Origin of the sequence: Natrialba taiwanensis DSM 12281, assembly GCF_000337595.1 — an archaeon.
Lineage (GTDB): Archaea > Halobacteriota > Halobacteria > Halobacteriales > Natrialbaceae > Natrialba > Natrialba taiwanensis.
Window position 1 is genome coordinate 1 of sequence record NZ_AOIL01000028.1, and the last position, 13,905, is coordinate 13,905.

The 13,905-nt window shown below is 62.0% G+C and carries 13 protein-coding genes and 1 pseudogene; 11 read left to right on the forward strand and 3 right to left on the reverse strand.

From position 1 onward, the window contains the following. Positions 1–144: 144 nt before the first annotated feature. The 7 genes and pseudogenes from C484_RS24260 to C484_RS07965 all read left to right on the forward strand — a co-directional run. Positions 145–342, forward strand: a pseudogene (locus C484_RS24260) (RNA-guided endonuclease InsQ/TnpB family protein); the annotation flags it as partial. Positions 343–638: 296 nt separating this feature from the next. Then, the gene (locus C484_RS07945) at positions 639–944 is read left to right on the forward strand and encodes an AbrB/MazE/SpoVT family DNA-binding domain-containing protein (protein WP_006825423.1); all 306 of its coding nucleotides are present in this window, start codon (positions 639–641) and stop codon (positions 942–944) included. Next, positions 941–1,378 (forward strand): PIN domain-containing protein, encoded by a 438-nt coding sequence (locus tag C484_RS07950; RefSeq protein ID WP_006825424.1) that lies wholly within the window; start codon positions 941–943, stop codon positions 1,376–1,378. Before C484_RS07945 ends, C484_RS07950 begins: the two co-directional genes overlap by 4 nt. Before the next feature lie 580 nt (positions 1,379–1,958). Next, the gene (locus C484_RS07955; RefSeq protein WP_006825425.1) at positions 1,959–3,392 is read left to right on the forward strand and encodes a terpene synthase family protein; all 1,434 of its coding nucleotides are present in this window, start codon (positions 1,959–1,961) and stop codon (positions 3,390–3,392) included. A gap of 109 nt (positions 3,393–3,501) precedes the next feature. Then, entirely contained in the window at positions 3,502–3,711 is a 210-nt protein-coding gene (locus C484_RS24970; protein WP_160164228.1) for a polyprenyl synthetase family protein, read from the forward strand. Positions 3,712–3,870: 159 nt separating this feature from the next. Further along, on the forward strand, positions 3,871–4,068 hold the full coding sequence (locus C484_RS07960; RefSeq protein WP_006825426.1) for a hypothetical protein: 198 nt from the start codon (positions 3,871–3,873) through the stop codon (positions 4,066–4,068). 109 nt (positions 4,069–4,177) lie between these two features. Then, entirely contained in the window at positions 4,178–4,717 is a 540-nt protein-coding gene (locus C484_RS07965) for a DUF5815 family protein (protein ID WP_006825427.1), read from the forward strand. A gap of 53 nt (positions 4,718–4,770) precedes the next feature. Here C484_RS07965 and C484_RS23380 read toward each other — a convergent pair whose 3' ends face one another. Then, a complete protein-coding gene (locus tag C484_RS23380) occupies positions 4,771–4,947 on the reverse strand; it encodes a hypothetical protein (RefSeq protein WP_160164229.1) in 177 nt (58 codons plus the stop codon). A 127-nt stretch (positions 4,948–5,074) separates the two neighbouring features. Continuing rightward, entirely contained in the window at positions 5,075–5,488 is a 414-nt protein-coding gene (locus tag C484_RS07970; protein ID WP_006825428.1) for a DoxX family membrane protein, read from the reverse strand. A gap of 306 nt (positions 5,489–5,794) precedes the next feature. Between C484_RS07970 and carB the strand changes: the two genes are divergently transcribed. Both carB and C484_RS07980 read left to right on the forward strand, forming a co-directional pair. Further along, on the forward strand, positions 5,795–8,962 hold the full coding sequence (carB, locus tag C484_RS07975; protein ID WP_006825429.1) for a carbamoyl-phosphate synthase large subunit: 3,168 nt from the start codon (positions 5,795–5,797) through the stop codon (positions 8,960–8,962). Positions 8,963–9,200: 238 nt separating this feature from the next. Next, positions 9,201–10,325 (forward strand): WD40/YVTN/BNR-like repeat-containing protein, encoded by a 1,125-nt coding sequence (locus C484_RS07980; protein ID WP_006825430.1) that lies wholly within the window; start codon positions 9,201–9,203, stop codon positions 10,323–10,325. An 18-nt stretch (positions 10,326–10,343) separates the two neighbouring features. Here the strand turns inward: C484_RS07980 and C484_RS07985 are convergent, their stop codons facing one another. Further along, a complete protein-coding gene (locus C484_RS07985) occupies positions 10,344–12,005 on the reverse strand; it encodes a hypothetical protein (RefSeq protein WP_006825431.1) in 1,662 nt (553 codons plus the stop codon). Between the two features lie 174 nt (positions 12,006–12,179). Here C484_RS07985 and C484_RS07990 point away from each other — a divergent pair, with 174 nt between their 5' ends. Both C484_RS07990 and C484_RS07995 read left to right on the forward strand, forming a co-directional pair. Then, positions 12,180–13,001 carry an ABC transporter ATP-binding protein gene (locus tag C484_RS07990; protein WP_006825432.1) on the forward strand — a complete coding sequence of 274 codons (822 nt, stop codon included), beginning with the start codon at positions 12,180–12,182 and terminating at the stop codon, positions 12,999–13,001. A gap of 32 nt (positions 13,002–13,033) precedes the next feature. Continuing rightward, on the forward strand, positions 13,034–13,867 hold the full coding sequence (locus C484_RS07995; RefSeq protein ID WP_006825433.1) for a hypothetical protein: 834 nt from the start codon (positions 13,034–13,036) through the stop codon (positions 13,865–13,867). Positions 13,868–13,905: the final 38 nt, after the last annotated feature.

Sequence of the window (13,905 nt, forward strand, 5' to 3'; positions counted from 1 at the left end):
TCGTGAAATCGCTCTCACTGCTGCCGTTTACAACGTCGAACAAGCCGTCAAACAGTGAAACCCGCTGCCCTCTGCGGATTCAATGAAGCCCTCTGAACCGTACGAAAGCCTCGAGCCGTCTTTCTCGAAACCAAACGAAGGGACGATCAGCAACGGAAGCGCCGGGACTTCTTACACAAGCTCTCGAACCACTCCGCTCGGGAGTACGACCTCGTGGCGGTCAAAGACCTCGATGCGAAGGGTCTGATGGAGCTTCTGTCAACCATCCGCAACCGTGCCGGAGCGGCGTGGGGAACGTTCCTCCGGATGCTCGAGTACAAGTGTGAACGCGAAGGAACGCACTCAAGCGGATCGACGACGGCGAGTCGTATCGTTCGGTCGCTGAAGGCCTCCCGATCACATATCAGTCCCTCTCGAATATCGATCAAGACGACCAATGGCGTCGGTGGTATCTTGAGGCCGAAGCTAGCGCTGACGCTGTCCACAATGCACTCGAGACCGTCAGAATGACGCCCCCGGGCGAAGTCTCACCGAGCGACGACTAACTCTTTTATTAATGTGGCACAAGGCTACGTAGACAGGAGCGAGTAATACTAACCGACAGATAGTAGTATCCTGGTCAAGTAGTACAACTTAGAATGTCGAGTAGTACACGAGAGCCAGAAATTGTTCGCGTCTCTCAGAAAGGACAGACGACGATTCCAAAGTCGTTGCGCGAGAAATACGGGATCGACACACCTGGTGAGGTATTCATCTATGAGGAAGGTGAGCGCATTGTCGTCGAGCCTGTCCCTTCGCTCGAGGAACTGGAGGGGATCCACGCGACTGGCGACCGCGACCCCGGCGATGTGATCGAGAAAGTCCGGGAGGTAAAGCGTGAGGAACGCCAACGCGAGAAAGAGCGCGCCGACCGTCTCCGACCGGAGGATGCTGACAACGAATGACCGAGAGGTATGTGTTCGACACTGAGGCGGTTATCGCGTATCTCTACAACGAACCGGGGAAAGATGTCATTGCGGAGTACCTCATGGACGTCCGAAACGGTGCCGCCGACGGGTTGTTGACCGAGGCGAACGCCGCCGAGGTGTTCTATCTCGTTGCCCGCTTTGAAGGTGTAGACGACAAGCCGACTTCCGACTCCCTTCGGACCGCCGATCGTGACGTCCGTGCGCTCGAGCGGTGGGGGCTACAGCTTGAGTCTGCTAACTGTCGCGTAGCTGCTGAGGTGAAAGCAGACGGACAAATATCGCTAGCAGACGCTCATGCTGTCGCGCTCGCCTCTGAGGCGGATGCTACTCTCGTTGCCGGCGCCGACGACGATTTCGATGAACTGCCAATCGACATTGATATGACTCGGTTCCGCAACGAGGGTGTTTAGCTCCTTGATTCAGCTGAAAATCACCACCAGTCGTGACCGCCAAGACGTTCGTCCGGGCGGTTGGTCATCTCATTCTCGCGTTAAAGGAGTAGGTCGCCGATACCCCCGAGGATAGTCACAACTGATCCCCCGAGCCACTTGCCGTTGAGTTGATTGACAAGTAGTGCTGATGCCACCCGCGAGCGAGACACTGATCCGGGTGCCACCACCGCCGAACGGACAGCCAGCGAGTTCCGGGTGCAATGGCACTATTTGCACATATGGCGGTATTTCTTGAATAGAAATATATTAATTTATTTACATATGAAATGTTTAATACTGTGGGTGTTGGATAGGGAGTCATGGCAACGTATCACAATGGGTCAAGAACAGGACCCAATGTCCTTCCTACGACGAACTGTGGCTCCAACCGAGCACTGCGGGGACACTCGCCGACAGCGTATGCTCGTCCTCCGGTCTGTGACACATCAATACAAAACTTCCCAAATAAAGTGTGCACAATGAGAGTACTATTTGGCGGACGGCATCGGCGCAAAGTTAGTGGTATGAAATTAAATAATCGATTCGTGAGGGGTCTGCTATGACGATAGATGATCACACGGAAGGCCTCGAAGAGAGCGTCTCCATTGACGCAGCCCCGGCCGATATTTTTGCGGTGCTCACAGCGGGCGAGCCAGTACTCACCGAGTGCTCTGGTCTCACCGTGAGTACTGGTGGAGAGGACGTTACGGTCACCGATGCTGGCGCAGAGGGTGCATCCCCGAGCGTGTTCGGCGGCCAGGTGCGCGTGACCGACAGCGAGGAACCAACCAGCCTCACAATGTCCTTCGATGGGGCGACCGAGTGCATAGTTAAGTGGACCCTCCAGCCGGAAGAGGATGCCACCCTAGTGACTGCAGCCGTCACCGACAGTCCTCCCGCCCCCGATCGTGATGGGCCCACCGGCGGAGAAACAGCCCAAGTGACTGACAGCGCATCTTCTGCTAGCGACACGGCTCGCACGGCGACTCTCAATGATATGCTGGAGACGCTCCAGACGCTTTGTGAACAGCCGTCACCGCCTGCCTGTATAGTTGAGCGAGTTGAGATAACGGAGATCTCCTGTCCGTTTTCCGCCGAGATCAATCCGCATTTGGAGGAAATCATAGACCACACCTATGACTGGGTACAGGAGATGGGACTGACCGGTGTCTCGCCAACGAAGCTTGATAGCTATGCACGCTTTTCATGTTGGGTCAACCCTGTAGGCCCTCCTGAGACAATCAATCTCTGCAATGATTGGTACTGCTTTTTGTACCTGCATGACGATCATCTCGACACGACTGGCCAGGGGACAGACTCTGCTGCTGTCGAACGTTTCCAAGAGCCGTTTCTCGCGGTTCTTGATGGAGAGCCGCCTGACTCCAACCAAGTGCCTCTCGTAGAAGCGTTGGCTGACATCTGCCAGCGGGCAACGGCCATAATGTCACAAGAGTGGTGTGATCGCTTCGTCCAGTGTCAACGCGACTACTTTGAGGGAACCAAATGGGAGGTAGACAACCTAGTCTCCAACCACGTTCCGGGCCGTCACGCCTACATTCCCAATCGGCGCCACGGAGCCGCTCTCTACCCCTCATTCGCCATGTCTGAGCTGGAGCGGGATATTTCCCTTTCTACTGATGTCTATCACCGGGAAGACGTTACAGCCCTCCGTGAGTCGGCAGCCAATATTATTGCGTGGTCCAACGATGTCTTCTCCCTTCAGAGGGAACTGGTGAATGACCGAGTCAGCAATCTCATTGTTACCATCCGAGAGGAACAAGGCTGTTCGTTACAGGAAGCTGTTACGGAGGTTTGTGAACTGATCGAGGCTGAAATTCGCCGATTTGAGGCACTTTCCCACCGTATTGCTGTCGCCTCCGACACGGATGCCGATCTGCTGGCCTATCGGAATGCGCTTAAGCACTGGATCAGCGGCTATTTGGAGTGGTGCAAGGAGTCCCCCCGATTTGAAACCTCACATGATACCCCATGACTCCTCACACATCCGACGATCTCGCCACGTGGCTCGCTGAGGAGGTCCAGCCAATGGTCAATGATCGCATTGAGCGTTCGATCTGGGATCGTCGCTACTCCGACCGGCTGTGGTATCAAGTGGAGACGGGGGGAAACGACTGCGGCCCAGCCTTGTACTACTCGTCGGCGAGCTGTGTGGGCTCGATCAGCAGCGTCTGCGTGACTGTGCCGTCGGCGTCGAACTGTTGCATACGTTCTCGCTTATTCATGACGATCTCGACGATGGCGATCGACTGCGCCGAGATGAGCCCCACCTTTTGGGTCGAATACGGAGCTGATGACGCGGTGAACATCGGCGATATGCTGCTGGCCCACGCGTGGCGGTTATCCCTGATGAGGGAATGCCCCCTCTCCGCCGAAGCTGTCCGAGAGATGATCGTTGGCCAGCAGTTGGATTTCTCGATCGCCGGGACGTTACCGAAGGCGAGTACCTCGACATGGTTGAGCACAAGACGGGCGCGCTGTTCGATCTGTGTCTAGAGTTGCCCCAAACCCTGACTGACACCGACCTTGGCATCGATAGGTATAGTGCGCTGTGGCCGGCGTTTCAGATCCGCGATGATCTGTACCGTCAGTTTCGTGAAATCGCTCTCACTGCTGCCGTTTACAACGTCGAACAAGCCGTCAAACAGTGAAACCCGCTGCCCTCTGCGGATTCAATGAAGCCGTTTCACCGAGTTCCGTCCCGAGTTCACGAGCAGCGAAGTCGTCGCGCTTATGGCCGGCCCGGCCCAACGATAGCTGATGGCAACACCCCGCGTGCCGGGTCCCGAGGACGAACGGCAACTCGAGTTACCCTGTGGTGCGACGATCGATCCGCACGATATCGATCTCGGGATGCGCGAGTTCACCTGTCCGTCCTGCGGGGAGCCCCACGCGGTCGTCACCGACGTGCATCCACCGTCCCGGTTTTTCCCGGAATCGCTCGTGACGATCCTGCAGGAGACGATCGATACCGAGGACGACTTCGGCGACTTCGGCACACCCCACCTCATGGGCGTCGTGCTGGAGGAGTTTCCGGAACGGGTCGTCACGCACGACGCGAGCGACGACGGGGCGGTCGGCTATTCGATGGTCTGGGTCACTGACTTCGATTCCCGACGGCTGCACGAGATCGTCGTTGAACTCGTCGTGGAGTTGATGGAGCACGCGATCAGTCACGCGGAGGACGATACGGCGGTGAGCGAGTTCGAGTCGCAGATGCTCGAGTTCGACGTCTCGGAATTCGTCGAGCAGTACCGCCGGCAGCGGGATTTCGAGAGCGAGCACGACCGGCCGGTCTGAGCAGAGTCGGTGGGGCGACGCGGGACGGAAGCGCTAACCCGGCGGTTTGGGGGCTACAATCGAAAGGCGTCGTTCAGCCGCCAGAGCAGGACGCCGGTGCCGACGAGGAGCAAGAGAAGAACGGCGGCGCGGGCGGCGTCCGGTGCGATCGGAAAGAGGCGAAGCGCGATACTCACCAGTAGTAGTCCGATAATGAGATCGAGTCGGCGTCGAATCGCCGTTTCGTTCATTCACCTGATATCCCGGGTCACGTTCAATACATCTTCTGATATGTGACACGAGAGACAGATAGTGATCGATCCGACGGCTCGCACGGCGAGAGAAGAGCTTCGTTCTCCGAGGGCTACGAGTCGAATCCTATAGTCCGACGTTCAGCGCGTAGGGCCAGTGAACGGTGCTGACGGCGAGAAAGAGCAGGGCGGCCCCCGTGCCGTAGACGTTCTTGAGGAAACTCGTGAACTCGTCCTGGGCGTCCGCGCCGTCGGCGTTCCAGAAGTCGTGCATCGTCGCGGCCGAGACGAGCAAGAAGAGCGCGAGTCCGACGGCTCCGAGCGCCGGGAAGACGCCCACGATGAGCGAGAGCCCGCCGAGGAGGAGCAACACACCGCTGAGTAGCACCGAGGCCGTGGGCGCGGGAATGCCCTTGAACTCCGCGTAGCCGGCCATCTCCTCGACGTCCAGGAAGTGATTCAGCCCCGTAAACGCGAGGACGCCGCCGAAGAGCAGTCGCGAGACCAGAAAGAGCAGATCGGCTCCGGTCGCGTCGAACATCAGGCGCGCACCTCGCGTTCGGGCTCGTCGGTTCGGATCGGATTCGTACGAGTCGCGTCAATACCGATTGCTGATTGCATTACGTTACCTGGTACGAACTCGAACCTATATATCGATTCTTGGACATCAGTATCACCGACTAACGGGCGTGTTACCTCGCGATCCGAGCGGGTGGTCGGACGAACGGCCCGAGCGGTGGGGAATTCGTTCGCGTTCGCACCGGTACGAAATTCGAAAACTGATTTCGAGAATCGTACTGTACCGTGGGGCTTATTACGATGTGCGAACTTCGAACGGACAAGACCAATGAGTACGGACAACGATACAGCAGGGGACGGACGCACGATCCTCCTCATCGGGAGTGGCCCAATCCAGATCGGGCAGGCCGCCGAGTTCGACTATTCGGGTGCCCAGGCCTGCCGGGCGCTTCAGGAGGAAGGTGCCCGGGTCGTCCTCGTGAACTCGAATCCGGCGACGATCATGACGGACCCGGAGATGGCGGACGAGGTGTACATCGAGCCGATTACGACCGACGCCATCGCTGAGATTATCCGGAAGGAAAACCCTGACGGCGTCATCGCCGGCCTGGGTGGCCAGACCGGACTGAACGTCACCGCCGAACTCGCCGAGGAGGGCGTCCTCGAAGAGTTCGACGTGGACATCATGGGCACGCCCCTGGAGACGATCTACGCGACGGAAGACCGCGACCTCTTCCGCCAGCGCATGGAGAAGATCGGCCAGCCGGTCCCCGCCTCGACGACCATCTCGCTCGACGAGGGCGAGGAGGTCTCGGAGATGACTGAGGAGGATCTGAAAGAGCGCGTGCAGGCCGCCGTCGACGAGGTCGGCGGGCTCCCGGTCATCGCCCGGACGACCTACACGCTGGGCGGCTCCGGATCGGGCGTCGTCCACGAGATGGACGAACTCCTGCACCGTGTGCGCAAGGGACTGCGCCTCTCCCGGAACAGCGAGGTCCTGATCACCGAGTCCATCGCCGGATGGGTCGAGTACGAGTACGAGGTCATGCGCGACGCCGACGACTCCTGTATCATCATCTGCAACATGGAGAACATCGACCCGATGGGCATCCACACCGGGGAGTCGACGGTCGTCACCCCCTCCCAGATCGTCCCCGACGAGGGCCACCAGGAGATGCGCACCGCGGCGCTCGACGTGATCCGCGAACTCGGCATTCAGGGCGGCTGTAACATCCAGTTCGCCTGGCACGACGACGGCACGCCTGGCGGCGAGTACCGCGTCGTCGAAGTGAACCCGCGCGTCTCCCGCTCCTCCGCGCTGGCCTCGAAGGCGACGGGCTACCCGATCGCCCGCGTGACCGCGAAAGTCGCCCTCGGCAAACGCCTCCACGAGATCGAAAACGAGATCACGGGCGAGACGACCGCCGCCTTCGAGCCCGCGATCGACTACGTGGTTACAAAAGTTCCGAGGTGGCCCAAGGACAAGTTCGACGACGTCGACTTCGAGCTGACGACGGCGATGAAATCGACCGGCGAGGCGATGGCCATCGGCCGCTCCTTCGAGGAGAGTCTGTTGAAGGCGCTTCGCTCCACGGAATACGAGCCCGACGTCGACTGGGCCGAGGTCAGCGACGGCGAACTCGAGGAGCACTACCTCGAACGGCCGTCCCCCGACCGTCCGTACGCCATGTTCGAGGCCTTCGAACGCGGTTACACCCTCGACGAGGTCGTCGATCTGACCGGCATCTTCGAGTGGTACACCGAGCGCTACAAGAACATCGCCGACTCGACGCTCGCCGCGCAGGAGGGAGACTTCACCGAGGCCGCCATCGCCGGCCACACCAACGCATCGATCGCCGCCACCGCCGGATCCGACGTTGGAACCGTCGAGCAGGAAGTCCCCGGCCGCACGTACAAACAGGTCGACACCTGCGCCGGCGAGTTCGAAGCCGAAACCCCCTATTACTACTCCGCGCGCAAGAACGAGTTCGAAACCGGCCCCTACGAAGGGATGGCCGCCGCAGGTGAACTCGAGGTCGATCCCGACGTCGAGAGCGTGATCGTCGTCGGCGGCGGCCCGATCCGCATCGGGCAGGGCGTCGAGTTCGACTACTGCTCGGTCCACGCGGTCCGCGCGCTCAGAGAGCTGGGAATCGACGCGCACGTGGTGAACAACAACCCCGAAACCGTCTCAACCGACTACGACACCTCCGACGGGCTGTTCTTCGAACCGATCACGGCCGAGGAGGTCGCGGATGTCGCCGAGGCGACCGGTGCCGACGGCGTGATGGTCCAGTTCGGCGGCCAGACCTCCGTCAACATCGGCGAACCGCTCGAGGACGAACTCGCCCGCCGCGGACTGGACTGCGAGGTCATGGGCACCTCCGTCGAGGCCATGGACTTAGCGGAGGACCGCGACCGCTTTAACGCCCTGATGGACGAACTCGAAATCGCCCAGCCGGAGGGCGGCACCGCCTTCTCGAAGGACGAAGCGCTCGATCTGGCCCACGACATCGGCTACCCCGTCCTCGTGCGTCCGTCCTACGTGCTCGGCGGCCGCGCGATGGACGTCGTCTACGACGATGCCGAACTCGAAACCTACATCGAGGAGGCCGTCCGCGTCAGCCCCGAGAAGCCGATCCTGGTCGACGACTTCCTCGAAGACGCGATTGAACTCGACGTGGACGCGGTCTCGGACGGCCGCTCGGTGCTGATCGGCGGCATCATGGAACACGTCGAGAGCGCCGGCGTCCACTCCGGCGACTCGGCCTGTATGATCCCGCCGCGCTCGCTCGACGACGACACCCTCGCCCGCGTCCGCGAGGTCACGGAGGACATCGCCGAGGCGCTGCAGACGCGCGGCCTATTGAACGTCCAGCTCGCCGTCCGCGACGGCGAGGTGTACGTGCTCGAAGCGAACCCGCGCTCCTCGCGGACTGTCCCGTTCGTCTCCAAGGCGACCGGCGTCCCGATCGCCAAACTCGCGGCGAAGGTCATGGCCGGCGAGACGCTCTCGAGCCTCGACGCGACGGAACAGGTGCCCGAACACACCTCGATCAAGGAGGTCGTCCTGCCGTTCGACCGCCTGCCGGGTTCGGACCCGCGTCTCGGCCCGGAGATGAAATCGACCGGCGAAGTCATGGGCACCGCAAGCGAGTTCGGCACGGCCTACTGGAAGGCCCAACAGGCGGCCCACAACGACGTCAACGAAGGTACCGCCGTCGTCGACCTCGACGTTGCGGGCTTCGAAAACCACTTCGACGTGGCCGACTTCGACGACGTGCCCCAGGCGATCCGTGAGGGCGAGGTCGACTTCGTCGTCAGCCGCGACCGCGACACCCTCGAGATGGCCGTCGAGGAGGAAGTGCCGTACCTCTCGACGGAAGCGAGCGCCGAGGCCTACGTCGAAGGACTCGAGAACTTCGCGGGTGAACTCGAGGTTGCGTCCGTGACCGACCGTCCGAAGAGAACGGCCCGGTGGGGCGTGTCGGAGTAAGCCGTCGCCCCTCGTTGTGGTCTCACCGTCGGTCCGTGCGACGCCATCGCCAGCGATGATCCGATCCGTCAGAGCGAATCCAATTACGGCGTCAGCGTCGTCGACACCGACGTAGCTGTAGCGTCCGGTGGCGAACTGATCTTGTTCCTCGGCGCGAACGGCTTGCGGCATTCGGTGTGGAAATGTATACTATCTCACATTCTTTTCCCTGTTCAGCCGCTACCCCGGGTCGCGACCCATGTCCGAACAGACCAGACGCGACGTCCTTCAGTTCGCGACCGCATCGGCAGCAACCGGCGTTCTCGCGCTCGGATCGGCAGCCGCTCAAACGAACGAGACCGAGTGGCAACAGGCTGATTCACCGACCGGAAAGGCGCTCAACGACGCCGTCGACACCGCCGCGGGGCCGTTCGCGGTCGGTGCCGACGGAAACGTTCTCGCCCGGCAGGAAGACGGTTGGCAGACGGTCGTCGCCTACGGCCCGCAGGCCCGGAGCCGTCGCCTGACCGGCGTCGACGCCACCGACGACGGAGGGGCGGTCTGGTTCGTCGGCGGAAGCGGCGTCATCGGCGAGTACGACGTCGAGACACAGACTCTGACGAATTACTCCGCGCCGAACGGGAAGACGAGCACGTGGGAGGACTGCACCGTACGGGGAACGGCCGGAGAGAATGAGCGCCTCTACTTCGTCAACGGATCCGGCGAGTTGCTCGTCGGCATCCGCCAAGACAGCGGCGCGATCGAGTACGCGGAGGTGAGCAAACCCGGCGGCGGCTCGACGATCCCTGCTATCGACTGTCATTCCCGGGACGTGGGGCACGTCTGCAGCACGAGCCAGTTCGTCGCAGAGACGGTCGACGGCGGGGAGACATGGGAGCAGATCGGTATCGACTTCGCGGGCGGTGCGTTCTTCGATCTCGCGAGTCAGAGCGAGCGAGACGTGAACGTCGCCGCCGGCTCCGGGATCGTCTACCGCTACGACGGTTTCCGCTGGACGCCCCACGTCGTCGACGACGCCCGACGGGCCGTCCGCGCGATCGACCGCGACGGAGCCGACGGCCTCGCGGCCGGCGACGGCGGCGCGCTGTACGAACGCCAATCCGCCGGTCAGTGGCGACAGTACGAAACCGGAATCGAGTCCAAATTGGACGGCGTCGCAACGGGATCGTCGTACGACGTCGCGGTCGGTGACGGCGGGACGATCCTCGAGCGGGCCGCCGCCGGCTCCGACGGGTCCGACGGTGACGGGAATGAGACGAATTCGACGGCGGTCGAAACTACGGCCCTCGCACTGGACGTGCCCGACGCGGACCCGCTGTCGGTCGAGCACTACGTCGAAGGGGAGTGGATCACGCCGGCGTAGCGGACCCTTTCGTCCGGCTCACTCGAGCGCGTACCAGTCGAACCGCTCGACCGCGTACCGATACGCGACCGGCGGTGCGACGACGCCGATCGCGACCACTATCCACGCCATCATCGTGACCTGGCTCGCCGTGAGCGTGACATCGACCTGCGGGAGCATCGTGGCCATCGCCGTTGCGATCTGAGCCACCAGCGTCGCGCCGTCGGTATAGAGCACGACGGCGGCCCCGATCGGGAAGACGATCCCTGCCGTATAGACGACGAACGACATCTTGCTCGGCATGACGGCCTCGCGGTTGCCGGTGATCGCAACGCTTCCGAAGCGCGGGAACGCCGACCCGACACCGACGGCCAGCGCCGGCGAGGCGAGCGCGCCGAGAACCGTCCCCGCGAGCAAAACCGCGGTCGACTCGAGCGAGATCGGACTCGCGAGTCCCGCCGCCAGCGCCACGAGCACGCCGAGTGGCACGCCGACGAGCGAACTCGCGATCATCCGGCTGCGAATCATCGTCGTCCCACTGACCGGCGAGGACAACACCGCCGGCAGCGTCTGGCCGAGGTCCCCGAGCGGGTTCAGCGAGAACAACACACCGGTTCCCCAGATGACGTACAGACAGAGCATGACGGCGATGTACGATGGCACCGTGCCCGTCTGAATGATCTCCTGCGCGAAAAAGAGCGACCCGAACAGCGGATAGGCGGCGTACATGAGCCGAATCGGAGCGCGCTTCGTCCGCCGGATCGTCGTCAGCGTCAGCGTTCGAAGCTGTTTCGAGAGACCGTACTCTAAAACTCCGTCGAGGCGACTCTCGGACTCCGATGTCGCCTCCGTGTCGTCTTCAACCCGCGCCGGATCGGCGTACCAGTGAACTCGTGCGGAGACGACGCCGGCACCGATTGCGAGCGGAATCAGGACGGCCGAGCCGACGAGTGCGCCGACGATCGCACCCATCGAGGGGTCGACATTCGGGATACCGAGAACGAGAATGTGGCCGAACCAGCCGAGTGGGCCACCGCCGAGAAGGTCGAACAGCCCGGCGGTGATCGTATCGAACCAGCCGGTCGCGATTGAGCCGAAGTACGCGAGTGCGAGGACGGCGATCACCGGCGTTCGATAGCGAGCGACGGGTTCGTAGACTGTGAGTAGGTGCCGCACCCAGATTCCGATGACAAAACCGAGGGGGACCGCAGTGACGAGCAACAAAATGACGAGAAGCGGCCCAACGAGGATAGGAAGTACTGATCCCGTGCCATTTGCGAACGCAATTGAGAGGACAATCACTGACGGAAGCGGCCAAATCGCAAAGAGGATGATTTCCGCACTTACGAGACCGATAACGGTGGATCGAAGCGGTGCCGAAAGTAACAACAGAGCAGGTTGATCGACATCGGCGGCCGCCGTTACCGTTCTTATTGATGCCATCAGCACTGCGAACAGCCAGACGAGTGCAGTACCTCCTGCGAGTACCTCTACGAGCATGGATGCTGTCTCTGGATCGATAACACCGGTGGCTGCCTCCTCTCCGAGAGATGGAAGTAAAAATGCCCCAGCGGCTGTTATCGGTCCCAGCATGAGGGCGACCATGATCGCCATCATGAGCAGTTTCGTCCGGTTGCCGACGACCGTCCGAACGGTTCGACGGACTTCCGTCCGAGCGATGACGGTTGCACGCGAGTTCATCGAGGACCACCTATCGGAAGCTGAACCGGGACGTGGAAGGGCGCGAGAACGGGCGGATCACGGACCATACGGTCACTTCAACGATGGCGGTGATAAACAATTTGAATCGTTGTCATTCCCGGCCGTCAACGCGGAATGTCATGAATTTAACTCTCTGGAGAGAAAACGAGACGTATGGCCCCCGAGTTCGACACTGCGTCGCCGACCCCAAAAACGGCCCCCGCTATCGCTACCGACGGGCTTACGAAACACTATGGAGAGACGAGTGCCGTCTCCGATCTGACGTTCGAGGTTCCGCGCGGAACGGTCTACGGCTTCCTCGGGCCGAACGGCGCGGGCAAGACGACGACGATGCGGATGCTGACGACGCTCACGAAACCGACGTCGGGCTCTGCACGCGTCGCCGGCCACCCGATCACCGACCGCGAGGCCGTCACGCCCCACATCGGCTACCTGCCCGAAGAACCGCCGATCTACGACGAACTCACCGGCCGCGAGCAACTCGAGTACGCCGCCGGCTTGCGCGACCTCCCCGAAGCGGAATCGACGGAGCGTATCGAATCCCTGCTCGATCGCTTCGATCTCACGGCCGACGCCGACAAACGGATTTCGGACTACTCGAAGGGGATGCGCCAGAAGGTCGGCGTCATCCAGGCCGTCCTCCACGAACCCGCCGTCGCCTTCCTCGACGAACCGACCAGCGGTCTCGACCCCCGCGCCGCCCGGACGATGCGCGAGACGATCGCCGAACTGGCCGACCAGCAGATGACGATCTTTCTCTCGACGCACATCCTCTCCGTCGTCGACGACCTCGCCGACCGCGTCGGCGTCCTCCACGGCGGTGAACTCGTCGCCGAAGACGACCCCGAGACGCTGAAATCCCGCGCCGAAACTGGCGAGACGCGCAGTCTCGAGGATGCGTTCCTCGAAGTCACGAAGGAGTCGTCCGACGAGCGACGTGAGGCTGGCGCGAGCGCCGAACCGTCGTTCGAGTAAGCCGACAGTCGACGCCACCACTCACCAGTACAATGACGCGTTCACCCCTCCGCCCGTCGCCGTCTACGCTCGCACTCGCCGCGCTGGGCGGGGCCGCCAACGTCGCCGCCGTTCTCGCGCTGTTCGCCCGCGCGGACTATCCGGCGCTCGAATCGCCGCCCGAACTCGCCGTCCTCGCAGCGACCGGGTTCGCGCTCGGCTTCGTCTCGCTGTTCGTCTCGGCACACACCCGCCTGCTGACGCCCGCGGTTGGCTTCGTCGCTGTCCTCCTCGGCACCGTCTATACTGAACTCACCACGCCGATGCCCGAGTGGGGCGAACTGGGCGGCTACGTCATCGTCGAGGGACCGACTCACGTCTGGAGCTACGCGAACTCGTGGTACATCTGGCTCTCCTTGCTACTGATCGCCGGACTGGTCGAGTTCAGTGTTCGTCGCGGCTACGGACTCGGCGATCGGCGGCTCCGAAATCTGCCGTCGATGCCGCTCTCGCACACCGCAGTGCTGGGGACGGTTACAGTGGGTGCCGGATTCTTCGGCATTGGGACGACGCGACTCGTGCTCCGAGCGGGGATCAACCCGCGGGTAGCAGCAGCGGTCGTCTTCGTCGGTGCGACCGCCGTGGCCGCCGTTCCGCTCGCAGCGTTGTTGGCGCGGGGACTGTTGGTGCCGACCGTCCTGTTCGCGCTGTTGGTGCCGTACTTTCTGACGATCGAGGTGTTCACCGCGACCGACAGCCCCGTTCACATTCTTTTGTTCGGCCCCTACGCGATCGGCCTCCTCATCGTTGCAGCGTTCGAGAACTGGCTCCGATCGCGGCTGCGCGGCTGGAACGGTGGCCGATTCGCCGATCATCAGTCTGCGTGAGGAGGGTGAGGAGGGGCGAAGGGGCGACCTGAAACCCG